The organism is Gordonia rubripertincta (genome assembly GCF_038024875.1).
GTDB classification, from domain to species: Bacteria; Actinomycetota; Actinomycetes; order Mycobacteriales; family Mycobacteriaceae; genus Gordonia; species Gordonia rubripertincta.
Window position 1 is genome coordinate 1481033 of record NZ_CP136136.1, and the last position, 22269, is coordinate 1503301.

Annotated in this window: 22 protein-coding genes; 14 read left to right on the forward strand and 8 right to left on the reverse strand. The window is 68.1% G+C overall.

The window, feature by feature from the left end; all coding sequences use genetic code 11:
• The 7 genes from RVF83_RS06660 to RVF83_RS06690 all read left to right on the forward strand — a co-directional run bounded on the left by RVF83_RS06660 (window position 1) and on the right by RVF83_RS06690 (window position 8042).
• Entirely contained in the window at window positions 1-918 is a 918-nt protein-coding gene (locus tag RVF83_RS06660) for an alpha/beta fold hydrolase (protein ID WP_005200806.1), read from the forward strand.
• A gap of 34 nt (window positions 919-952) precedes the next feature.
• The gene (rraA, locus tag RVF83_RS06665; RefSeq protein WP_005200809.1) at window positions 953-1441 is read left to right on the forward strand and encodes a ribonuclease E activity regulator RraA; all 489 of its coding nucleotides are present in this window, start codon (window positions 953-955) and stop codon (window positions 1439-1441) included.
• Between the two features lie 59 nt (window positions 1442-1500).
• Complete coding sequence (locus tag RVF83_RS06670) at window positions 1501-3054, forward strand: succinic semialdehyde dehydrogenase (RefSeq protein WP_005200811.1); 1554 nt, start codon at window positions 1501-1503, stop codon at window positions 3052-3054.
• A 58-nt stretch (window positions 3055-3112) separates the two neighbouring features.
• A complete protein-coding gene (locus tag RVF83_RS06675) occupies window positions 3113-4333 on the forward strand; it encodes a PQQ-dependent sugar dehydrogenase (RefSeq protein ID WP_005200812.1) in 1221 nt (406 codons plus the stop codon).
• Between the two features lie 20 nt (window positions 4334-4353).
• On the forward strand, window positions 4354-5214 hold the full coding sequence (locus tag RVF83_RS06680; RefSeq protein WP_005200815.1) for an alpha/beta fold hydrolase: 861 nt from the start codon (window positions 4354-4356) through the stop codon (window positions 5212-5214).
• Between the two features lie 246 nt (window positions 5215-5460).
• Window positions 5461-6558, forward strand: a complete 1098-nt coding sequence (locus RVF83_RS06685; RefSeq protein ID WP_005200817.1) for a ferredoxin reductase — start codon at window positions 5461-5463, stop codon at window positions 6556-6558.
• An 83-nt stretch (window positions 6559-6641) separates the two neighbouring features.
• The gene (locus RVF83_RS06690) at window positions 6642-8042 is read left to right on the forward strand and encodes a fatty acid desaturase family protein (protein WP_005200819.1); all 1401 of its coding nucleotides are present in this window, start codon (window positions 6642-6644) and stop codon (window positions 8040-8042) included.
• Window positions 8043-8046: 4 nt separating this feature from the next.
• Here RVF83_RS06690 and RVF83_RS06695 read toward each other — a convergent pair whose 3' ends face one another.
• Window positions 8047-8631: a hypothetical protein gene (locus tag RVF83_RS06695; protein WP_005200822.1), complete on the reverse strand. Its 585-nt coding sequence runs from the start codon at window positions 8629-8631 to the stop codon at window positions 8047-8049.
• Window positions 8632-8729: 98 nt separating this feature from the next.
• On the reverse strand, window positions 8730-9422 hold the full coding sequence (locus RVF83_RS06700; RefSeq protein WP_005200825.1) for a DUF6474 family protein: 693 nt from the start codon (window positions 9420-9422) through the stop codon (window positions 8730-8732).
• 116 nt (window positions 9423-9538) lie between these two features.
• Here RVF83_RS06700 and RVF83_RS06705 point away from each other — a divergent pair, with 116 nt between their 5' ends.
• A complete protein-coding gene (locus RVF83_RS06705) occupies window positions 9539-11185 on the forward strand; it encodes a TM0106 family RecB-like putative nuclease (RefSeq protein ID WP_005200827.1) in 1647 nt (548 codons plus the stop codon).
• 35 nt (window positions 11186-11220) lie between these two features.
• Here RVF83_RS06705 and RVF83_RS06710 read toward each other — a convergent pair whose 3' ends face one another.
• On the reverse strand, window positions 11221-12150 hold the full coding sequence (locus RVF83_RS06710) for a hypothetical protein (protein WP_341262008.1): 930 nt from the start codon (window positions 12148-12150) through the stop codon (window positions 11221-11223).
• 343 nt (window positions 12151-12493) lie between these two features.
• Here RVF83_RS06710 and RVF83_RS06715 point away from each other — a divergent pair, with 343 nt between their 5' ends.
• From RVF83_RS06715 to RVF83_RS06725, 3 genes are all read left to right on the forward strand, one after another.
• Window positions 12494-13072 (forward strand): helix-turn-helix transcriptional regulator, encoded by a 579-nt coding sequence (locus RVF83_RS06715; protein WP_039881175.1) that lies wholly within the window; start codon window positions 12494-12496, stop codon window positions 13070-13072.
• A gap of 184 nt (window positions 13073-13256) precedes the next feature.
• The gene (locus RVF83_RS06720) at window positions 13257-13769 is read left to right on the forward strand and encodes a hypothetical protein (RefSeq protein WP_005200836.1); all 513 of its coding nucleotides are present in this window, start codon (window positions 13257-13259) and stop codon (window positions 13767-13769) included.
• Window positions 13760-14980: an MAB_1171c family putative transporter gene (locus RVF83_RS06725; protein ID WP_005200837.1), complete on the forward strand. Its 1221-nt coding sequence runs from the start codon at window positions 13760-13762 to the stop codon at window positions 14978-14980. The genes RVF83_RS06720 and RVF83_RS06725 overlap by 10 nt, the downstream gene beginning before the upstream one ends.
• On the opposite strand, the gene RVF83_RS06730 is transcribed toward RVF83_RS06725, so the two are convergent.
• The 3 genes from RVF83_RS06730 to RVF83_RS06740 form a co-directional block, all read right to left on the reverse strand.
• Complete coding sequence (locus RVF83_RS06730; protein ID WP_005200838.1) at window positions 14977-15738, reverse strand: SDR family NAD(P)-dependent oxidoreductase; 762 nt, start codon at window positions 15736-15738, stop codon at window positions 14977-14979. The two genes, RVF83_RS06725 and RVF83_RS06730, sit on opposite strands and share 4 nt — an antisense overlap.
• 121 nt (window positions 15739-15859) lie before the next feature.
• Entirely contained in the window at window positions 15860-16579 is a 720-nt protein-coding gene (locus RVF83_RS06735) for a TMEM165/GDT1 family protein (protein WP_005200839.1), read from the reverse strand.
• Window positions 16580-16727: 148 nt separating this feature from the next.
• A complete protein-coding gene (locus tag RVF83_RS06740; protein WP_005200840.1) occupies window positions 16728-17249 on the reverse strand; it encodes a hypothetical protein in 522 nt (173 codons plus the stop codon).
• A 205-nt stretch (window positions 17250-17454) separates the two neighbouring features.
• Between RVF83_RS06740 and RVF83_RS06745 the strand changes: the two genes are divergently transcribed.
• A complete protein-coding gene (locus tag RVF83_RS06745) occupies window positions 17455-19572 on the forward strand; it encodes an ABC transporter ATP-binding protein (RefSeq protein WP_039881163.1) in 2118 nt (705 codons plus the stop codon).
• Window positions 19569-20321, forward strand: coding sequence for an energy-coupling factor transporter transmembrane component T family protein (locus RVF83_RS06750; RefSeq protein WP_005200842.1), 753 nt, complete (start codon window positions 19569-19571; stop codon window positions 20319-20321). The genes RVF83_RS06745 and RVF83_RS06750 overlap by 4 nt, the downstream gene beginning before the upstream one ends.
• Before the next feature lie 80 nt (window positions 20322-20401).
• Here the strand turns inward: RVF83_RS06750 and RVF83_RS06755 are convergent, their stop codons facing one another.
• Window positions 20402-21031 carry a superoxide dismutase gene (locus RVF83_RS06755; RefSeq protein ID WP_005200843.1) on the reverse strand — a complete coding sequence of 210 codons (630 nt, stop codon included), beginning with the start codon at window positions 21029-21031 and terminating at the stop codon, window positions 20402-20404.
• A gap of 198 nt (window positions 21032-21229) precedes the next feature.
• Complete coding sequence (locus RVF83_RS06760; RefSeq protein WP_005200844.1) at window positions 21230-21382, reverse strand: hypothetical protein; 153 nt, start codon at window positions 21380-21382, stop codon at window positions 21230-21232.
• A 172-nt stretch (window positions 21383-21554) separates the two neighbouring features.
• Here RVF83_RS06760 and msrA point away from each other — a divergent pair, with 172 nt between their 5' ends.
• Complete coding sequence (msrA, locus tag RVF83_RS06765; protein WP_005200846.1) at window positions 21555-22268, forward strand: peptide-methionine (S)-S-oxide reductase MsrA; 714 nt, start codon at window positions 21555-21557, stop codon at window positions 22266-22268.
• Window position 22269: the final 1 nt, after the last annotated feature.

Sequence of the window (22269 nt, forward strand, 5' to 3'; positions counted from 1 at the left end):
ATGGCTCCCACCGACGGTGACGAACCCGCAGCGCCGGGCACGTTCGTCACTGTCGGGGATCATCGGCTGCACGTGCTCGACGAGGGGTCGGGGCCGCCGCTGCTTCTGATGGCGGCGCTGGGCAGCAACTGGTTCGACCTCGACCCGCTGGTGGCCCGGCTCTCGGCGTCGTGGCGGGTGATCCGCTACGACCGCCCGGGTTACGGGTTGTCGAGCCCGGTCGGGCGGCAACATCTTCCGACCCTCCTCGGCGAGGTCGACCGGATGGTCGCGGTACTCGATGCCCGCGGTGTGACCGAACCCGTTGTCGTGGTGGGTCATTCGCTGGCATCGCTGTATGTGGAGGCCTTCGCCCGGCAGAATCCCGGCCGGACTGCGGGCGTGGTCGTGCTCGACGGCTCCTATGTGCTCGTGCCGTGGCGCCTGGTGCCGTTGTCGTTCCGGGTCGGGAACGCACACCGGCTGATGGGGGCGGCGCGTGCGGTGACGAGTCGCGTCGGTATCCAGCGCTGGCCGAGCCTGCAGGTGTGGAAGCGGGTCGTGCCGGCGCCTCCCGAGGGTCGCGGTGAACAACAACGACGTTGGGGAGCCCGGATCTTCGGGCAGCCGCCGTTCCTGCTGGCCATGCTCGTCGAGAACGCCGCCTTCGGTTCGATGAACAAGACTCTGCGCGGCCTGCGTCGAACCGCCCCGATGCCCCGCGTGCCCGTCGTCGTCGTGGTCGCCTCGTCGACGCTGCGCGGCTGGCGGGTGTTCTGGGAGTGGAAGCAGCGGCGCTATTCGGACATCCTCGGCGCCGATGAGGTCGTCGTCCTGCCGCGGGCCAAGCACTTCCTGGTCTCGGAGCGCCCGGACGAGGTCGCGGAGATCATCGACGGTCTCGGGGGAGAACGGCTACCCGAACCTACCCGGGAGTAACCCGGAACTTGCGGTAACACCTAAACTGGTCGGCATGAGCGAGCTGACCTTCACCCCGACGGCTGATCTCGTCGACGAGATCGGGGCCGACGTCCGTAGTTGCGACACCCAGTTCACGCAGTACGGCGGGAACCGCGAGTTCGTCGGACGCGTCACCACCGTCAAGTGCTTCCAGGACAATGCCCTGCTCAAGTCCATCCTGAGCGAGTCCAACCCGGGCGGCGTGCTGGTCATCGACGGCGACGCGTCGGTGCACACCGCGCTGGTCGGCGACATCATCGCCGAACTCGGCCGATCCAACGGCTGGGTGGGGATCATCGTGAACGGCGCCATCCGCGACGCCAAGACCATCGGCGGGATGGCGATCGGCGTCAAGGCGCTGGGCACCAACCCCCGCAAGTCCACCAAGACCGGCGCCGGCGACCGTGATGTGCCGCTGTCGATCGGTGGCGAGACCTTCAACCCGGGCGACATCGTCTACTCCGACGACGACGGCATCGTGCTCGTCGGTCCCGAGAGCTGATCGCGCCGGTCCTCGACCGTCCATCGCAACGACCCGAGCCTGCACTGAGGAGACCCGAAATGCCGAAGCCCACCGCCGAATATTTCGCCCGTCTCGGGGCCCTCGTCGCGATCGACGACGCCGCGAGCCGTCCCACCCGGTCGGTGCTCGAGGCCTTCAGCGGCACCGAGATGGCCACCATCCCGGTCGCGACGGCCGAAGACCTGGAGACCGCGGTCGCCCGTGCGCGGCAGGCGCAGCAGGGGTGGGCGGCCCGGACCCCGGCCGAACGCGCCCAGATCATCGACAAGTTCTCCGACCTCGTCTTCCGCAACGCCGAGTCGCTGATGGACATCGCGCAGGCCGAGACCGGCAAGGCCCGGATCTACGCGCAGGAGGAAGTGATCGACGTCGCGATCACCGCGCGTCACTATGCGACCGCCGGACCCAAGCTGCTCGCCGACCGAAAGGTCAAGGGCATGCTGCCCGGCGCGACCAGCGTCCGGGTGCGTCACCTGCCCAAGGGCGTCATCGGCGTGATCAGCCCGTGGAACTACCCGCTGACGCTCGCCGTCTCGGACGCCGTCGCGGCACTCGTCGCCGGCAACGGCGTGGTCGTCAAGCCCGACAGTCAGACCCCGTACTGCGCTCTGGCGCTGGCGGAACTGCTGTACGAGGCAGGTCTCCCGCGTGAGCTGTACGCAGTGGTCCCGGGACCGGGAGGCGTCGTGGGGCAGGCGATCATGGCCTCGACCGACTACGTGATGTTCACTGGGTCGTCGGCCACCGGTGCCACCCTCGCCGAGCAGGCGGGGCGCCGTCTCATCGGTTTCTCGGCCGAGCTGGGCGGCAAGAACCCCCTGGTCATCACCGCGAACGCCGACATCGCCAACGCCGTGCAGGGCGCCGCCCGCGCCTCGTTCTCGAACTCGGGTCAGCTCTGCATCTCGATCGAGCGGATCTACGTCGACAAGCGGATCGCCGACGAGTTCGCCGAGCGGTTCGCGGCATTTGTCTCGATGATGACGCTCTCGGGCGCTTACGATTTCACCGCTGACATGGGTTCGCTGGCCTCGGCCGCACAGATCGACACCGCGGAGGCGCATGTCCAGGACGCGGTCGCCAAGGGCGCCAAGGTCCTCGCCGGCGGCAAGCGCCGTCCCGACCTCGGCCCGTTCTTCTTCGAGCCGACAGTGCTGACGGACGTCACCGACGACATGGTCTGCTACGGCAACGAGACCTTCGGGCCGGTCGTCTCGATCTACCCGGTCGACTCGACGGACGAGGCCATCAAGCTCGCCAACGACACCGAATACGGGCTCAACGCAAGCGTTTTCGCGGGCAGCAGCGCCGAGGCGCAGGCCGTCGCCGAACGCCTGCGGGCCGGCACCGTGAACATCAACGAGGGGTACGCCGCTGCGTGGGCGTCGACCGCCGCGCCGATGGGCGGCATGGGCATCTCCGGTGTGGGCCGACGCCACGGCGAAGAGGGTCTGCTCAAGTACACCGAGGCACAGACGATCGCCGAGCAGCGCTTCATCGGGATCGACCGCGCCCCGTTCGTCCCCAAGAACATCTACCGGGCGATCACACCGACCGCGGTCCGCGCCCTGAAGTACCTACCCGGCCGCTAGGTCTCGATCTCGCCGTTTCGCCACGGCCCGACGCCGGGTCGTGGTTACGGTGAGCCCTGTGACCCCGACACGTCGTGAACGCAGGACACTCATCCGCTCGGCGGCCCGCGGGCTCACGACGATTACCGCGTCGGCGGCCGCGATCGCCGGGATGCTCGTCGCGGCCCCGGCGGCGCACGCCCAGGCGCCGCTGCAGGTCTCGACGGTCACCGCCGGGCTGACGATTCCCTGGGGCGTCGTCGTGGCGCCCGACGGGACGATTCTGACCGGGGAGCGTGCGGGGAGATTCGTCGCCGTGCGCCCAGGCGGGAAGCGCGTCGACGTCCGGGCCGACCTGTCGAAGATCTTCGCGGTCCACGAGGCAGGGCTGATGGGACTCGCCATCGATCCGCGCTTCTCCGAGAACCGGCGGGTGTACTCATGTCAGGCGGAGTACACCGTGCCCGGCGCATTCACCGTGCCCGAACCGCTGGCCGGCGCACCCATTCCGGCGCCGCAGACCGGCCAGACCACCAAAGTGGTGTCGTGGCGGGTCAGCGCGGACTGGACGCGGATGACTCGGGAACGGACGCTTCTCGGCAACATCCCGGTGAACTCCTCCGGCAGTCGCGCCGGCTGCGGACTCGCCGCCACCGCCGACAGCATCTGGGTCGGCACCGGCGACACCGGCACCCCCTCGTTCGCCCAGGACCGGAAGTCGCTGGGCGGCAAGGTCTTGCACATCAACCGCGATGGCACACCGGCACCGGGCAATCCGGACCCGCGCAGCCCGGTGTACAGCCTCGGCCACCGGAACGTCCAGGGCGTCGCAGTGGCCCCCGGCAGCGGCCGCGTCTACGCGGCCGAGCAGGGGACGAGTCGCGACGACGAGCTGAACCTGATCGTCGCCGGCGGCAACTACGGCTACAAACCCGACCGCACCCCATTGATCTACGACGAGTCCGTGCCGATGACCGACACCGGCCGGGTCCCCGGCGCTATCGGGCCGGTGTGGTCGTCGGGGAACTCGACGATCGCGACGCCGGGCATCGCCTTCCTGCCCGACACCGGCTGGGGACCGTACAGCGGAGGACTCGTGCTCACCGCGTTGAAGGGGAAGCGGCTGGTCTTCCTGAAGCTCTCCGACGACGGACGCCGCGTGGTGTCGAAGACCGAGGCCCTCGCGCAGAAGCACGGCCGTCTGCGTGGTGCTGCCGTGGCACCCGACGGGTCACTGGTGCTGACCACGAGCGACGGCGACGGTTCCGACCGCATCCTGCGGGTGCGCTGGGAGGACTGAGAGTGGCACGAGGTCACGGAATGAGCGGTCGGACCACCGACAGGCTGACGACGTTCCGGCGCGGTCGGCACACCTTCGACGTCGTCGACGCCGGCCCGCCCGACGGGGAACCGATCGTGTTGCTGCACGGTTTCCCGCAGCGGGCGAGCTCATGGGATCTCGTCGCTCCGCTGTTGCACGACAAGGGTTTCCGTACGATCGCCCCGGATCAGCGCGGTTACTCGCCCGGGGCGCGACCCACCCGGCGCCGGGACTACGTCCAGGGCGAGCTGGTGGCGGACGTGCTCGCGCTGCTCGACGCCGCGGGCCTCGACGATGCGCACGTCGTCGGGCACGACTGGGGTGCGGCGGTGGCGTGGACGCTCGCGGCCCATCACCCTGATGGGGTGCGGACGCTGACCGCACTGTCGGTTCCACATCCGGGTGCGTTCCTGCAGGCGATGCCCCGCGGACAGTTCCTTCGGTCCTGGTACATGCTGGCGTTCCAGATCCCGGTGCTGCCCGAGAAGCTACTCGGGCGGTTGATGACGACGCGACCGGATTTCGGTGTGCGGATGGGGCTCCCGGAGCCGTTCGCCTCCCGCGTGGTTCCCGACATCGCCGAGTACGGTGCGTTGCCCGGAGCGCTCGGCTGGTACCGCGCGATGCCCGTCCCCGACAAGCGGTCGGTGCCGGCCCAGGTGAAGGTGCCCACGTCATATCTCTGGGGAGACCGCGACATCGCCCTCGGCAGGGTCGGTGCGCAACTGACCTCGGGGTGGGTCGACGCTCCCTACGACTTCGTCGTCCTGCCCGGTGCCGACCATTGGCTCCCGGAATCCCGGCCCGACGACGTGGCGGCCGCGATCTGCAGGCGCATCCACTCGTCCGTTGCCCGATAGATCCCACTTGCTGGAGAACGTGGCCGGATTGATGCCCCGACCTGGGTTTGGAGCGGCTTTCCGGTGGTAATACGGCCGTTGTGAACCGATCTGATCGAGTGACCCACCCTGCGGCGCCAGAGGTCGTAGGGTCAGACTCAGATCGCTCGGAGGGCACCCATGAAGCAGCTCGTGGGCACCAAGAGGCAACCGACGACCCATTGCGAGGTCTCGTGACACGAATCGAATTGCGACAAAGGCTGTTCCGTGGCTGAGCGCGGCGCAACACCCAAGGTCTCCCCGCTGCGTCGAGGCTTTCTCGGCGCGATCCGACACTTGTTCAATCCTCTGCACCCCGACGACTACCTGGAGCTGATCAATCCGCTCTGGACCACGCAGGAGCTGCGCGGACGGGTCGTCGAGGTACGTCCCGAGGGTGCGGATGCGGCCACGGTGTGGATCAAACCGGGCTACGAGTGGCCTGGTCACCAGCCGGGGCAATATGTCCGTCTCGGCGTGGTCATCGACGGCGTGTTCCATTGGCGCGCTTACTCGCTGACCTCCGATCCGCATCCGCGTGACGGTCTGATCAGCGTGACGCCGAAGCTGGTGGAGGAGGGGACGGTCTCGCCCTATCTCGTCCACCGCGTGCGCCCGGGGGAGATCGTGCGGCTCGGTGAGATCGAGGGCGTCTTCACGCTCCCCGATCCGTTGCCGGAGAAGATGCTGTTCATCAGTGCGGGCAGCGGGATCACCCCGATCATGAGCATGCTCCGCGACCTCGACCACCGCGATCGGGTCGACGACGTGGTCGCCATCCACTCGGCGCACAGCGACGAACAGGTGATGTTCAGATCCGATCTCGAGTCGATGGACGAGCGGCACGACGGATTCGACCTGACGCTGCGCATCACGAGCCGGGACGGCCGGATCAAGGCGGCCGACCTCGACGAACTCTGTCCGGACTGGCGTGAACGGCAGGCCATGTGTTCCGGACCGCGTGAACTCCTCGACAGCCTCGTCGAGCATTTCGAGTCCGAGGGTGTCGGCGACCGGATCCATCTCGAACGTTTCCAGCCGATCATCGGCGGGAATGCCGGTGAGGGTGAGGGAGGCACCGTCCGGTTCACGCGCAGTGACACCGAGGTGACCTGCGAGCCGGGCCAACCGATCCTCGTCGCCGGCGAGGAGAACGGTATGCAGCTGAAATTCGGCTGCCGGATCGGTATCTGCCACACCTGCACCGGGGTTCTCAAGCAGGGGAGCATCCGGGACCTGCGGACCGGCGAGGTCAGTTCGCCGGAGGGATCGAGCATCCGCATCTGCGTGAACACCGCTGAGGGAGACGTCGACGTCGAGCTCTGATCGGGCGTCAGACCTACTCCACAGACCGAAGGTCAGGATCTACACCGTCGACCGAAGGTCAGGATTGACCGGGAGGAACAATTATGACAACCACCGATTCCGGACAGCGCGTGACCAACCCGTTGGCGCACCTCGATCAGGAGACGATCGACAAGCTCGCCGAGGAGTTCGACGCCATCCACGACGAGGTCTACAGCGACCTCGGCGACCGCGACCGGCGGTACATCAAGACCGTCATCGCCACCCAGCGCCAGCTCGCTGCGCTGGGACGCATCGTGTTGCTCAACTCGCGTTCGCGGGGCGCATGGGTCGCCGGGACGGCGTGCCTCGGTATGGCCAAGATCCTGGAGAACATGGAGATCGGCCACAATGTGATGCACGGCCAGTGGGACTGGATGAACGATCCCTACATCCATTCGTCGGTGTGGGACTGGGACACCGCCTCCACGGCCGAGGCGTGGAAGCACTCCCACAACTACATCCACCACACGTTCACCAACATCCGCGGAAAGGACAAGGATCTCGGCTACGAGATCATGCGGATCGACCCGAACCAGAAGTGGCATCCGGTCTATCTGCTCCAGCCGTTCTACAACGTCCTGCTCACCGCCTTCTTCGAGTGGGGTGTCGCGCTGCACGATCTCGACCTCGAGGCGATCCGGCGCGGTGAGAAGCCGATGTCGGAGCTGGCCAAGGACCTCAAGGGCATCGCGGGCAAGATGCGTCGCCAGGTCGTGAAGGACTACGTCGGCTGGCCGGCGATCAGCGCGGGCGCATTCCTGTTGAGCCAGGCCGCGACCGGCGGAGCGATCCGTCAGCCGTCGACCTCACGGATCGGCAACGTGATCCGACGCCGCGGCGGCCGGCGCGGGAAGGCCGCGGCGAAGTTCGCCGATCAGGTCCTGCCCGGTGCGGAGAGCACTTTCCTGCGAACACTGACCGCGAACTTCACCGCCAACATCATCCGGAACGTCTGGGCGCACGCCATCATCTTCTGCGGCCATTTCCCGGACCAGACATACACATTCAGCAAGGAAGAAACCGAGAACGAGACCCGCGGCGGCTGGTATGTCCGCCAGCTCGTCGGTGCGGCGAACATCGAGGGCAGCCCGCTGTTCCACATCATCAGCGGCAACCTCGGCTACCAGGTGGAGCACCACCTGTACCCCGACATGCCGAGCACCCGGTACGCAGAGGTCGCACCCAAGGTGAAGGACATCTGCGCACGCTACGGATTGCCTTACAACACAGGGCCTTTCGGGCAACAGTGGGGCCAGGTCCACCGCACCATCGCGCGCCTGGCGTTCCCCGGCGGCAAGGCGCGCCCGAAGCCGGGACCATACCACCGGCCACCGCACTCGCGGGGCGAAGAATCGGGTCCGAGCGAGGCCGCACGCTTCCGCGGACGGCTCCCCGCCGAACACCCGAACGCCGGACCCGAGCACGAGTCGGGCGGCGTCGAGGTCTCACCGCCGCCGCGGTAGCCCCTCAGCGCAGGACGCGCCGCAGCACCACGAACACCAGCATCGCCACGACTGCCGCCAGCCCCGCGTAAGCGGGGGTGAGGTTGGTCGTCGGCGGTTCGGTGGGTGCACCTGATCGCAGCTGGGCGAAAGTGGCTCGCGCAGCATCGGATTCGGCGACGACGTCAACCGGCGGATGCGTCGGTGTCGGCGCGGGGGCGGGAGCCGCCGGCGTCGGGGTCTCCGGGGCGGCCGGGGTCTCGGGGGCGGGCACCTCGGTGACGGGAGGTACCGACTTCGGGGGCGCCTTCTTCTCCGGTGCCCTCTTCGCGGGGGCCTTCTTCGCCGGCGCCTTCTTCGCGACCTTCTTGGCCGGCAGCCTGTCGCCATCGGATGCCGCCGCGGCCTTCTTGGTGCGTGCTTTCTTGGCCGGGGCCTTCTTCGGCGCAGGTTTCGGCGGGGTCGCCTGCTCGGGGGCCGGCGTCGCATCCGGTTGAGCCGGTCCGGGATCGGCCGCCGCCGACTCCTGGGGAGTGATGGGGAACAGGGTCGGTTCGTCGTTGTTCGCACCGTCGTCGGACGGCGTGACGTTCGGCTCCTGCTCGGTCATACGGCGCTCCCTTGCGTGTGTCCCGGCCTTGCGTGTGTCTCCGGGGTGTGCGCGCAGGGGAGATCCCCGACGCGACGCGTGGAACCCATCTTAGAGGTTCAGGAGCGAACGCCGAGGCGCGCGAGGATGTCGGCGTCGATGGCGACGAGCTCGTCGTCGATCGCCTGGTGGGCCGTCCGGCGCTGCCCGGCCGACATGGTCTCGGCCGCGCCGACCGCGATGTCCAGGTTGTCCAGACGCTGGGTCATCGCCGTGACGAAGTCCTTGGCGTCGGCGCTGGTGTCCTGCGCGACGACCTTGTCCAGGGTGGTGCGCGTGGTCGCGATCCGGGCGGACAGGGCGGCACCGTGGCCGCTGAACTGGCGCAACACTTCTGGCGACACACCCGCACGACTGGCCTGCAGCGCCGAGAGCTGTGCGCGACCCGCGACCGCCGCGCGGTAGGCGATCGGGACGGCGATGGGCGCCACGAGGCGAGCGACCGTGAGGTAGCGCTTGACGCTGGCCGGGCTGAACACCTTGGCGTCGGCGGCTGCCTTCGCCTCGGCACTGGCCCTCTTGGTCTCGGCCTTGACGACCTTCTCCTGGGCCTTGGCCAACTGCTTGGCGGTCTTGCGCTCGGCCTTCAGATCCTTCTCGAGGTACTTGTGCTCGGTCTTGCGACGAGCCTTCTGTTCCTTCCGCCGGTGCTTGGCGTCGAACTTCGCCTCGAGCTTGGCTTTCGTCTTGAGAGCCTTGGCCTCTGCGCGGCGCTGAGCGCGAGACCTACCGTCGGAGGACAACAAACCCATCGAATGACCTTTCGCTGCTGCCGAGTGGACCGCTGCGGGCGTGGTAACAAGTACAAGCATGACACGTGGCCCGCCGGGGCCACGCGTCCGACTGCTCGAGCCGAGAAAGGGATGGCGTGGCCTCTGTGGTGTTGTCGCCGCGCGATCTGGCGGGTTGCGAGCACCGGGTCGCCCTCGACTTCGGTCACGAGGGGCGTCCCGGTACCGAACCGGACCCGCCCGGCGTCCAGCGACGCAAGGAGGCCGCGGCCGACCATCGGGCCGCGGTCCGTGATCTGCTCCGCGGCATCCACAGCGATCAGCCGGGCGCGTTCGTCGCCGTCGACCCGCAGTCCCGGGCCGTGGACCGGGTTGCCGCCACCATGAAGGCCTGCGACGCGGGTGCCGCGTGGATCTGGAATGCTGCGCTGCCCACCGACGTCGAGCACGGGCGGCGGGGCCACGCTGAACTCCTGGTGAGGGTGGGGGACGGATACGTCCCGGTCATCGTCGTCAACCACCGGGTCACCCAGCCCGCGAAGACCGCCCCGGATCCGAGCCGCCCGCCGACCCTGGTCACCAGCCCGCTCTGGGGCTGGGCGCCCAGCCCCGATCCGTATCGCACCGCCCGGCCCAACCGGCGCGACGCACTACGCCTCGCCCAGCTCACCGCGATGCTGGTCGAGATCGGTCGCACTCCGTCATCGGAGAGCGGGGGTCTGCGCGGCGGCGTGATCGGAGTCGACGCCGACTGCATCGTCGTGCACGACACCGGTGCGATGCTCGACGACTACAACGAGGTCCTGGACCGCCGTCGGGCGATCGCGGCGCAGCAGGTGCCGACCGAACCACGACGCGTCGCCGAATGCCGGTCGTGTCCGTGGTGGGTCAAGTGCGGTCCGGAACTGGAGGCCGTCCGCGACGTGTCGCTCGTCGCCACCGGAAACCAGGGCACGGCACTCATCGAGGCGGGCATCACCACGATCGACCAGCTCGCCGCACACCGCGGGGATCCGCCCGAGAACTGGCCGGGCAGTGCACGATTCGACGATGCGGTGATCGGCGCGATCGCCTGGCTCACCGGAACCGAACTCGTCCGGCGCCTCGACACCCCGCGGGTGTACCGCGCCGACGTCGAGGTCGACGTCGACATGGAGAGCTTCGGCGAACACGGTGCCTACCTGTGGGGCACACTGCGCACCGATACCACCGCACCCGACGAGCCCGTGGTGTACCGGCCGTTCGTCACCTGGGACCCGCTGCCCACGCGCGACGAGGCGAGGTCGTTCGCCGAGTTCTGGGCCTGGCTGACCGCCGAACGGCTCGCCGCCCGGCAGAACGGGAAGACCTTCGCGGCGTACTGCTACTCACAGCAGGCCGAGAACCGGTGGCTGCTGGGCTCGGCCGACCGGTTCGCCGGCGAACCCGGTATCCCGACGCGCCGCGAGGTGGAGGCGTTCATCGCCTCCGACGAGTGGGTCGACATCTACGAGGCCGTCGGCGAGAACTTCATCTGCCCCCGCGGCAAGGGACTGAAACGGGTCGCGCCCGTCGCCGGGTTCGCGTGGCGCGACGACGACGCGAGCGGCGAGGCGTCGATGGAGTGGTACAGCGCCGCGGTCGCGCTGGGCGGTGGACGCCCCGATCTCGGTCAGCGCGAGCGGTTGCTGGAGTACAACGAGGACGACGTGCGGGCGACAAAGGTGTTGCGGGAGTGGATCTCCGGGAGTGCCGTCGAGGACATCCCCCACGAACGCGATCTGCTGGCCCGGACCGACTACTGACCTGCCGAGTCGGTGGGGGCGGCTCACGGGAACCGTCAGGAACGCAGGGTGCGCAGCGACTCCAGGAAGGATCCGCTGCCGAACAGGGCGACCGCGCCCAGCAGCATCAGGCCACCGGGGGCCACACCGATCAGGAACTTCTTGACCCCGGTCAGGATCGTATCGGGGGACGAACCGGGCAGAGCCTGCGCCGGGCCATCCGACGGTCCCTGCGGGCTCGACACCAGGGCTGCCGACTCGTCCGAGTCGGGCGAATCGGGTTCCTGTGTCTCGGTGTTCGAGGTCTCGCCGGCTCGGGGAGCGTCGGCTTCCGCGCCTGCCGGCGTCCCGGCTGCGGGTGCTCCGGGCGGTGCCGCTGCGGCGGGGGGACCGCTGGGGGCGGCAACAGTGGGGACCGCGGCAGGTGCGGGAGGGGTTCCCTCTCCGTCGCCAGGTGGGGTGGCGACGGTCGGGGGCAGCGGAGCCGACGGCACGTTCGGCCCTACGTTCACCGGCGGGAGTGGGATCACGACCCCGGTCGTCGACGACCCTGTTGCCGAGGTCTCCGACGTCTCCGACGTCTCCGACGTCGCCGGAGTCTCCGAGCTCTCCGAGCTCTCCGACGGGGAGGATTCCGGCGTCGAGCTCCCGGACGGCGTTCCGGTGCCGGTGCCCGACGGGGTGCCGTGACCGTGGTGTCCGTGTCCGTGCTCGTGCCCGTTTCCGTGCCCGTGGTGCCAGGAGCTCCCCGGGTTGCCGGTCCCGGTCGGTGGCGGGGCCCCGGTGTCGCTGTCGTCGCCATCGCCGTCGCTGGAGTCACCGTCGGAGCCGTCGGCGCTGTATGCGCCTGATCCGCCCGATCCGGGATCGCCCGATCCGATGTGACCCGGTCCGGAGTCGCCGGAACCGATCGGGGCCGTCGAGGCGATTCCGGGAGCGAGAGCGAGGAACGCGATCATCGCCAGGACGGCACAGAAAGCTGCCACGGATCGACGCCGCCGGTCGCCCCGCGGCGCCGGAATGCGATGGGTCATCGATCGGCTCCGGGCGTACAGTTGTCGGTGAGATCCAAGGGGTCGGGACGTGACCTCACGGCCCTGCGGGCGTTGCAGTGAGGCTCCCAGGTCATGTGTCGTAAGCAGTTCGACAACGCGTTACCCCCCGAAATGTGAAGAACGCCACACTAACGTTCGTTACATCATCACCACAGGTGATACGCATGGCGTGCGACGGTCCGGTACGTTCTGACCGTACCGGTCATTGCAACGGCCGAGTACAGCGGGCTTTAATGTTTGCAAATTCAAGTTTCGCATTTCGGAGAAGATGGTCATGACTTCAGGAGGGGCGGAGAAGCCTATGGGCGACACCGGACGCACCGACTCCGATCGTTCGAGAACGAAGGAATCGGATGCACTCGATCCGGGGCTGTTCGCCCGGCGACTCGAGGAGCTTTTTCGGACCGTACCCGGTCCGAACGGGAGGGCATACAGTGCCAAGGCGATTGCGGCGCGGTCGACGGAGCGGGGGTTCCGTCTGGGTGAGTCGTATCTGAGCCAATTGCGATCGGGGAAGGCGAAGTCCCCGTCGTTCCGCACCGTCGAGGGAATCGCGGCCGCATTCGGGGTCGACGTGCACTACTTCCTCGAGGATCGGGCTGCGCAGCGCACCCGCGACGAGATCGATCTGATGCGGTTGCAGGCGGACACCAACGTGCAGCTGGCCGCATTCCGCCTTGCGGGACTCTCGAGCGATTCGGTCACCGTGGTGAACGAACTGATCAAGGTGCTGCGAGAGCAGCAGGGGCTGCCGAAGGATCCACCGGACGTCATCGCAGCGGGGCTCAGCGACGAGAAGAAGCCGTCGGCTGATTCGCGTCTGCGTGTGGTCGGGGAGCCGAACGAGGAATGACCTGGTTCTCGGCCTGACGGTCGACAACCGCGTCGCACGGGTCGCCGGGCGTCGGACACACAGAATGGGCCGTGGGGTGTCGGCCCAGACAAGTCCGAACCGGTGACCGCCTCGTGGCCTTCCGTTCCTCGGGTCGGTGGATACCGATCGCCTGCCCTTGCGGGGTCATGGTTCGATTGTGCGCATGCGTCGATCCGAGCGTGCTCTGCGTGTGCTGTGCCGCACCGCGTTGCGTGGACTCGATCTCGATCTCCCGCTGGACGTCACTCAGCTGTGTGACCGGTACGGCGAGCGACGGGGTCGTCCGATCCGGTTGCTCGCCCATCCGTTGCCCAGTGGTGTGCCCAATGGGATTTGGTTGGCGGCCGCCGACGCGGACTACTTCTTCTATCAGGCGAACACCTCGCCGTTGCATCGCGACCAGATCGTCATCCACGAGTTCGGGCATCTCATCGCCGGACACCAGATGCTGGCCGAGGTGTCCGTCGAAGGGCTGGCCGCACTCACACAGGACTCGTCCGACGCGGCGCTGCGTCGGACCTGCTACTCCGACGACCGTGAGTGGGAGGCCGAGATGCTGGCGTCGATGATCCTCACCTGGGCCGAGGATGCCAGTACCGGCGTCGGAAGTACTGCCGCGCACGACGAGCTCCGGGGCCTCCAGCGTCTGCTGGGTGGGCACCGCGGATGGCTGTGACCGGGCCGGCCGGCGACGCCGCCACGGTCCTCGTCCTCGCTCAGGGTGTCGAGGCGGGGATCGGCATCGTCAACGCGCTGGCGGGCGTGATCTTCGCGATCGCGTTCTGCTGGCGACTGGACCAGATCCGCCGGGCCGGCTGGGGACTCCAGCCACTGGCGATGATGGTCGCGGTCGCGTCGCTGACCGTCGCCTTCGTCGTGGTCAACGAGGCAGTGGCGTCCGAGCTCGACACCAGGGGATTCGAAGGACTGTCGAGGGTGGCGTTCTACGCACTCCTCGCGATCGGGGTGGCCGCGCTGGTCGTGGTGTTCTTCTTCCCCGACCGGGTGTCCCGCGAACGACGCGCCGGATGGGAGGCGCTGCCGCTCGTCGCGTCGCTCATCGGTCTCCAGATCACCATGCTGGTGATCCCGGCCGAGATCCGCACCGCGACGATCAGCGAATGGACGGTCCAGAACTGGGGCTTCGCACTGTTCATGCTGATCGCGAGCGGTTACCTCGCCTACGGCTTCCTGGCTTGCGTCAACAGTGTCCGGAAGTTCTACTCGACGGCGGACGGGTACCTGCGCGTGTCGTTGGGGCTGCTCATGGCCGGGCTCGGATTCCTGGCGCTCGGGGCGATCGCGCAGATCGTGTTCGTGGCGGTCAGTGCGACGAATGTCGCGAGGTCCCCGTGGCTCGTGACCACCAACCGGGTCCTGGCGATCATCGGTGTCGTGTCGTTCCTGCTGGGCATCAGCTATCCGATGGTCTACTCCAAGGTCCAGACCCTCGTGGCGAACCGGCGTCGTCGTCGACTCGACACCGAACTCCTGCCGTTGTGGCGTCTGGTGACCGGCGCGGTACCGGAGGTGGTGCTGCCCCGCACGGGGCAGCTGTCCCCGACGCCACGGCTCCATCGGCGCGTGGTGGAGACACGTGACGCGCTGACCCAGATCAGTCCCCATCTGCCGCCGGTCTTCGAGTATGCCCAGGTGGACGTGCAGGCCCGGTTGTTGCGCACCGCGGTCTCGGAGATGGACGCGGCGGCGAACGGGTCCGGAAACGCGATCAGCGGCGCGGTCCGCGACCTCGCCCCCGCCGACGGCGAGGGTCTGGAAGCGGATGCCGCACCGCTGATCAGGTTGTCCGCGGAGCTGCTGCGGACCGACGGCGCCGAGGTGTCGCACGTCGGTCGCTCAGCCGAGGGCCGGGATTCGGGGCTCTAGCGCGGAGCCATCCGGATCGCGCCGTCCATGCGGATGGTCTCGCCGTTGAGGTAGTTGTGCTCGACGATGAACTCCGCGAGCTGTGCGTATTCGTCGGGCTCGCCGAGACGCTGCGGGAACGGGATCGCCTCGGCGAGGGTCTTCTGGAACTCGGGGGTGACGCCCGCGAGCATCGGGGTGCTGATGGTGCCCGGGGCGATGGTGCAGACGCGCACGCCGATCCGGGCGAGGTCGCGAGCAGCCGAGATCGTCATCGCGTGGACGCCGCCCTTCGACGCGGCGTAGGCGATCTGACCGATCTGGCCCTCGAAGGCCGCCACCGAGGCGGTGTTGATGATGACGCCGCGCTGGCCGTCACCGTCGATGGTCGACTCCTCCGACATGCGGTTGGCGGCCAGTCGCATGACGTTGAAGGTGCCGACCAGGTTGATGTCGATGATCTTGCGGAACAGGTCCAGTTCGTGCGGGCCGTTCTTGCCGAGAATGCGTGCGGCCCATCCGACGCCGGCGCAGTTGACGGCGACGCGCAGCGGCGCGCCCGATTCGGCGATGGTGTCGATGGCGCCCTGGACCTGCGCTTCGTCGGTGACATCGGCGCCGATCAGGGTGACACCGTCGGTGGGTGCTGCCTTGTCGATGGAAGCCTGGAGGTCGAGGCCGAAGACCTGCGCGCCTGCGGCGGCGAAGCGACGGGCAGTGGCTGCGCCGAGGCCCGAGGCCCCGCCGGTGACCAGTACAGAAGCGCCTGAAACGTCCATGGGTTGATGTAGTCCTTTCGCGGTACTGATTGCCGCCGGACCCGTGTCCCGGAGAAGGGGACGACGTGCACCGGCGCAGGGTGCACGTTCACGATAGTCAGTGGTTGCGGGACTCCCGCGTTCAGCCCTCGTGTACACCGAGCGAACGCTCGGGAGTAGCTGGTTCGACGTCGTCGGCGCGCAACCGCCGGTCGCGACGGATGAGGACCGTACCGACACCGATGATCGCCACAGCTGCGGTGATCGTCGCGGCGATCACCGGCGTCGAGGCGCCGATCAGTCCGGATGCCGTCAGCCACAGCGCGAAACCGAAGAACAACACGGCGGCACCGATCGCGATGACGCGTTCGGGGAGGTGCTTGCCGAGCAGGACTCCCACGCCGATCGCGAGGGCGTCGGCGGCGACCATCCCGACGGTGGAGCCGATCCAGACGCCGAGCCAGTCGCGGTCGGTGGCGATCGTGATGGTCGCGAGCATCGTCTTGTCGCCGAGTTCGGCGAGGAAGAAGGCCGACATCACGGCGAGGAACACCGAGGCACCGATCCTGGTCGCGCGATTCTGCTCCTCGTCGTCGAGGCGGTCGCCGTAGACCGTCCACAGGCCGAAGACGAGCATGGCGAGGCCGGCCAGGACCGACATCAGATCGGTGGGCAGCGACTTCCCGAGGAAATGACCGAAGAACACCGAGACGGCATGGACCGCGGTGGTGGCGACGGTGATGGCGAGCAGGACGACCCACCAGCGGTACCGCAGGGCATAGGTCATCGCCATCAGCTGTGACTTGTCGCCCAGTTCGGCGACGAAGATCACGCCGAAACTCAGGAGCAGGGCAGCAATCACGAACGCCAGGTTAGTGAGCCCTAACTGGCGAACGCAACTCCTCAGTAACCCGTATCGGCGCAGGTGGGAGGCATGAAAACGAAAGTTCGGAGCCCCTGATCTCGCGTGTTGGCGACCCTCTCGGAAGCCTTCGGGTCGCCTCGGGGCCCTAAGCTGCGAGAAGCATGGCGAGCACGGCGGTGTCCGGGTCGGCGTTGGGGTCGATGCCGACCTCGTTGCGGAGGTTCACCACTGTCCCGTCGGCCTCCGCCTCGGCCCAACCGGCCCGGTGCTCGAGCCCGAGTTCGGGGAGCCCCGGCAGCAGTACACAGCCCGACGCGACCTCGGAACACTCCGGCAGCGACGGACGGGTCTGCGACGGCGGGTGCAGCATGACGAGCGCCGGGGGATTGTTCAGGAACTTCCCGGCCTCGACGAAGCTGTCGTCGACGACGTTCCCGATCGCGACCATCATCCCGACCGTGTCCTCTCCGCCGTTCGGGGGACGCTGCTCGACGACACCGAAGATCGTCGTCGTCGGCAGGAAGCCGGGCCGGCATGCGATCCGCACCGAACCGACGAGGGTCTGCGTCCACTCGAGTGTGGACTCCGGCCAACGGCCCGAGATGAGGATTCCGTTCAGCGTGCCCTCATGCTGGAACGGGGTGAGTCCGATCGGAATCGACTGCATCGTGTCCTACCTCCAATCCGGGTGGGAGACCTGGTCATTGGGACCCAGGCCCGCCGAAGATCACCCGTGTGAAAAGAATCCACCGCGTGGACGAAACGGACAACCCGAACCGCGGTCTTGTGACGGTTCGTTTACATGCGATCGACCGACTGCTCCGGTGCCCAGGCACACTGGACCGGTGAAGAACTCGCCCCCGCTGCGTCCGATGGAGTTCGCGTCCGTCGCGATCTTCGGCGGCCTGACCGTCGCCGCGGTGGTCATCGCCTCGGTCATCCCGCTGGCGCAGGCCGCCGGGCTGCTCGCCCCGGTTCCGCTCGCCCTCGTCGCGGCCCGCACGCGGCCGCGTGCACTGCTCACGGCCACGGTTGCGACCACGGCGGTCGCGTTCGCGATGGCGGGTACGGGCGCCATGGCGACCGTGATCGGTTCGGCGTTGATCGGCGGGATCGTCGGCGACCTCAAACGACGCCGCCGCGGGCTCGCGTCGCTCGGATTGTCCACGCTGGTGGCCTCGCCGCTCCTCGGTGGGGTGTCCGTTCTCCTTCTCTGGGTCCTGGTACCCCTGCGTGAGCTGACCATCGAGGCCATGACGAACTCCCTCCACGGTGTCGCGAAGTGGCTGCGCGGGTGGGGGCCCACCGATGCCGTGGCCGATGCGCTCGACTCGATGAGCCTCAGCATCGCTAGCCACTGGTGGGCGTGGATCTGGATCTCCGGCACCGTCGGCACCGCGATCTCGCTGCTCGCCGCCTGGTGGATACTGGGTGGCGTCATCGCTCGACTTCGCGATGTGCCCAGCGAGGACACGCTCACCTCCGACGGTCCGGCGTCCGACGTGACCGACGCCGCGGCGTCGACGGCAACCGACGTCGCGCCGCTGCCGATCGTCGCCGAGCGGGTCGGGTTCGCCTACAACCCGGACTCGAAACCGGTCCTCCACGACATCGACCTGCGCATCGACCCCGGTGAGTTCGTGGCGGTCGTCGGCGCCAACGGTTCGGGCAAATCGACACTCGCGAAGATCCTGGCCGGTCGCGCCCCGACCACCGGCGTCGTGCACCGCCCGGGACTCGCCGGGCTCGGCGTACACGGCGGCACCGCACTCGTCCTGCAGCGCCCGGAGATCCAGATGCTCGGTTCCCGCGTTGCCGACGACGTGGTGTGGGGTCTGCCGCCGGATGCCGACGTCGATGTGGAGGCACTCCTCGCCGAGGTCGGGCTGACCGGTCTCGGCGACCGGGAGACCACCGATCTGTCCGGCGGGCAGCAGCAGCGCCTGGCGATCGCGGCGGCGCTCGCCCGCGATCCACAGCTCCTCATCGCCGACGAGGTCACCTCGATGGTCGATCCGGAGGGCCGCGGGCAGCTCCTGCATCTGCTGGCGTCGCTACCGGCCCGACGCGGGATCGCGGTCGTGCTGGTCACCCATCGCGGCAGCGAGGCCGCGGCCGCCGACCGCGTCATCCACCTCGAGGCCGGCCGGGTGGTTCCGCATCCGCCGCACTGGATGCCGGACCCCCACGCCGACCTCGACCATGCTTCACCGACCGGATCCTCGACGTCCCTCGCGGCGCCGGGGCCGCACATCGGCGGCCCGCTGCTGGTGCTCGACCACGTGGGTTATGCACACCTTCCCGGTTCGCCCTGGGAGGTCGTGGCCCTCACCGACGTCACGATGACCGTGTACCGCGGGGAGGGGTTGCTCATCGTCGGTGGCAACGGGTCGGGCAAGACCACCCTCGCCTGGATCATGGCGGGCCTACTGTCACCTCGCACCGGAACGTGTCACCTCCTGAACGCCGCGGGAAAGTTCACTCCCGCAGCCGGTTACGACGCCGGGGAACCGGTCACCGAGCATGTCGGCGCGGTCGGGCTGGGCTTCCAGCACGCGCGCCTACAGCTGCAGAAGGTCACCGTCGCCGACGAGATAATGGCGGCCGGCGGCGAGAAGGTCGGTACCGCCGAGGTCGCTCGTGTCCTCGAACTCGTCGGCCTGCCGCGGGAGATGGCGGCCGGCAAGGTCGATTCCCTGTCGGGCGGGCAGATGCGTCGTGTCGTGCTCGCCGGCCTCATCGCGCGCAATCCCGACATGCTGGTGCTCGACGAGCCGCTCGCCGGTCTCGACCCGTTGGCCCGAGAGGAGATCGTCGCGCTCCTCGCGCGTCTGCGCGCCGACGGCATGACCATCGTGATCATCTCGCACGACTTCGAATCGCTGGACTCGGTGTGCACGCGGCGCGTCCGGCTCGTCGACGGGCAGTTGCTGCCCGACACCCATCAGAACGTCGATCAGCCGTCCGGCTGGGACGGAGGTGCCCGATGACCATGCGCACGGTTCCGTTGCGGCAGGTCCCCGGCGATTCCTTCGTCCACCGGTTGTGGGCGGGAACCAAACTGGTGATCGTGCTGATCCTCGGCATCATGACCTGGGTGCTGCCGTCGTGGCCGGCGCTGGGGATGGTGGCCGCGATCGTCGTCCTCACCGCGCTGATCGCCGGCATCCCGTTGGGCGCCATACCCCGTCCGCCGTGGTGGTTCTGGGGGTTGATCGGTATCGGTGTCGCCTTCAACGTCTCGTTCGCCGGCCTCCACGGTGGGCTGGTCTTCCTCCGCGCGGTGACCCTCGCGCTCGTCCTGGTGGCGAGTTCGATCCTCGTCATCTGGACCACCCCGATGGCCGACGTCGCTCCGGCGATCGCACGGTTGATGCGACCCCTCCGGCGGCTGCGTCTGCCCGTCGACGAATGGGCCGTCGCAATCGCGTTGTGCCTGAGAGGGCTTCCGCTGCTGATCGAGGAGCTGCGCATGCTGCGCGCCGCACACAAGCTGCGGCCGACGGCGAAGGGGCGCAGCGATCATCCGTCTGCGGAGATGGGGATCATGGATCTCATCACGGCCGCCATGTCGTCGGCGCTGCGTCGTAGCGCGGAGATGGCCGAGGCGATCACCGCCCGCGGCGGCACCGGTCGTCTCACCGCTCATCCGGCCCGGCCGGGACGCGCGGATCTCCTGGCGCTCATCGTGATCGCTCTCGCCTGCGGGCTGGCCGTCGCGGTGACGCTGATCTTCTGATCTTTCCTGCTCCCGCAGAACAGAAACGGCGCCGGCCACCCGAAGGTGACCGGCGCCGTTGGTATCTGGCGAAGGGAGGATCAGGCAGGCACGATGAGGCCGCTGCCCTGGGTCTTCGCGCGACCGTAACGCTCTCCGGCGTCGGCCCAGTTGACCACGTTCCACCAGGCCTTGACGTAGTCCGGCTTGACGTTCTGGTAGTCGAGGTAGAAGGCGTGCTCCCACATGTCGAGCATGACGACCGGGATGATCGCGGCGGGGATGTTGCCGCTCTGGTCGGTCAGCTGCAGGATGACCAGCTTGCCACCGATGGTGTCGTAACCCAGGATCGCCCAGCCCGAACCCTGCAGGGTGGTGGCAGCGGCGGTGAAGTGGGCCTTGAACTTGTCGAAGCCACCGAACTGCTCGGTGATCGCGGCCGCGAGGTCACCCTCGGGCTCGCCACCGCCGTTGGGCGACAGGTTCTTCCAGAAGATCGAGTGGTTGGTGTGGCCGCCCAGGTGGAAGGACAGGGTCGCCGACAGTCCGTAGACCTTCCCGGCGATGCTGTCGTCCTCGCGGGCCGCGGCCAGCTTCTCCAGGGTGTCGTTGGCGCCCTTGACGTAGGTCGCGTGGTGCTTGCTGTGGTGGAGCTCCATGATCCTGCCGGAGATGTGCGGCTCCAGTGCCGCGTAGTCGTAATCCAGATCCGGCAAGGTGTATTCAGCCACGATGTTCCTCTCTGAGGTGCTTTCGTATTCCCTGTTCACACGTGGGTCCGCCGATTGTGTCGGCGCCACGCGGATGGTTCCAGCCTTCCCCACACCATGGGTGATTGCAACAAACAGGCCCGAAGAAATATCAAGTGCGGTTGAAGATCACCGGCGTTGAACTCGCCCCGGTCCCGTGGGTGAGATGTCCGGGTCGGGTCAGATCAGTGCGAGCGCAACGATGACGGCCAGCAGTGCGACGATGCTCAACGCGATGGTGCGGCACCTTCTCGCCACATCGTAGTTGGCGCGCGGTGCGCCGCGGGGAGTCCGGAGGGAACCTCGATAGTCTCCGGTCGCGTGCGTCGCCATGGTCGCCTTTCATCAGCGGATCGGCTCACCATCCCGCGTCGTCGGTCCGAGGACCGACGGCCGGACGTGACGGGTGTCACACATGGATGTGACCGCCATCATAGGCAGACTGGGACGGCTGACTCAACTCGGACGACCGGGCCAGCGCCGACGGCGCGCGTAGACTTGGCGCATGTCTTGGCTCGACCAGCTCTTCGCCGCCGGTGCGCACAAACAGGAACTCATCGCGGCCGACTCCGCACTCCCCGGACGCGACACCGAGATCACGGCCCCCGGGGTCCATCTGGTCTTGGAGACCCCCATGCGTGGGCGGCCCGAGGCCGACGGCTCCTTCGCCAACGGCGGTGTCGGCACGTTCGACGACGGGCTGTCCGCAGTGATCCTGGCGGGTGGCTGCTTCTGGGGGATCGAGGAGATCTTCTGGCAGGTCCCGGGCGTGTACACCACGGCGGTCGGTTATGCGGGCGGGTACACGCCCAATCCGACCTACGAGGAGACCTGCACCGCGCGCACCGGCCACACCGAGTCGACGCTCGTCGTCTTCGACCCGGCCGTCATCGACCTCGAGGGGATCCTCAGGATCTTCTGGGAGTCTCACGATCCGACGCAGGAGATGCGCCAGGGCAACGACATCGGTACCCAGTACCGGTCGGCGGTCTACACCCTCTCCGACGACGACGCGGCGATCGTCGAGGAGTCGGCGGCGAAGTTCCAGACTGCGCTCGATGCCGCCGGTATCGGGTCGATCGCCACCGAGATCAAGCCGCTCGCCGCTGCGGGCGACGGACATTTCTATTACGCCGAGGACCACCACCAGCAGTACTTGGCGAAGAACCCGCACGGTTACCGCTGCCACGCGGCGACCGGGATCAGCTATCCCGCCTGAG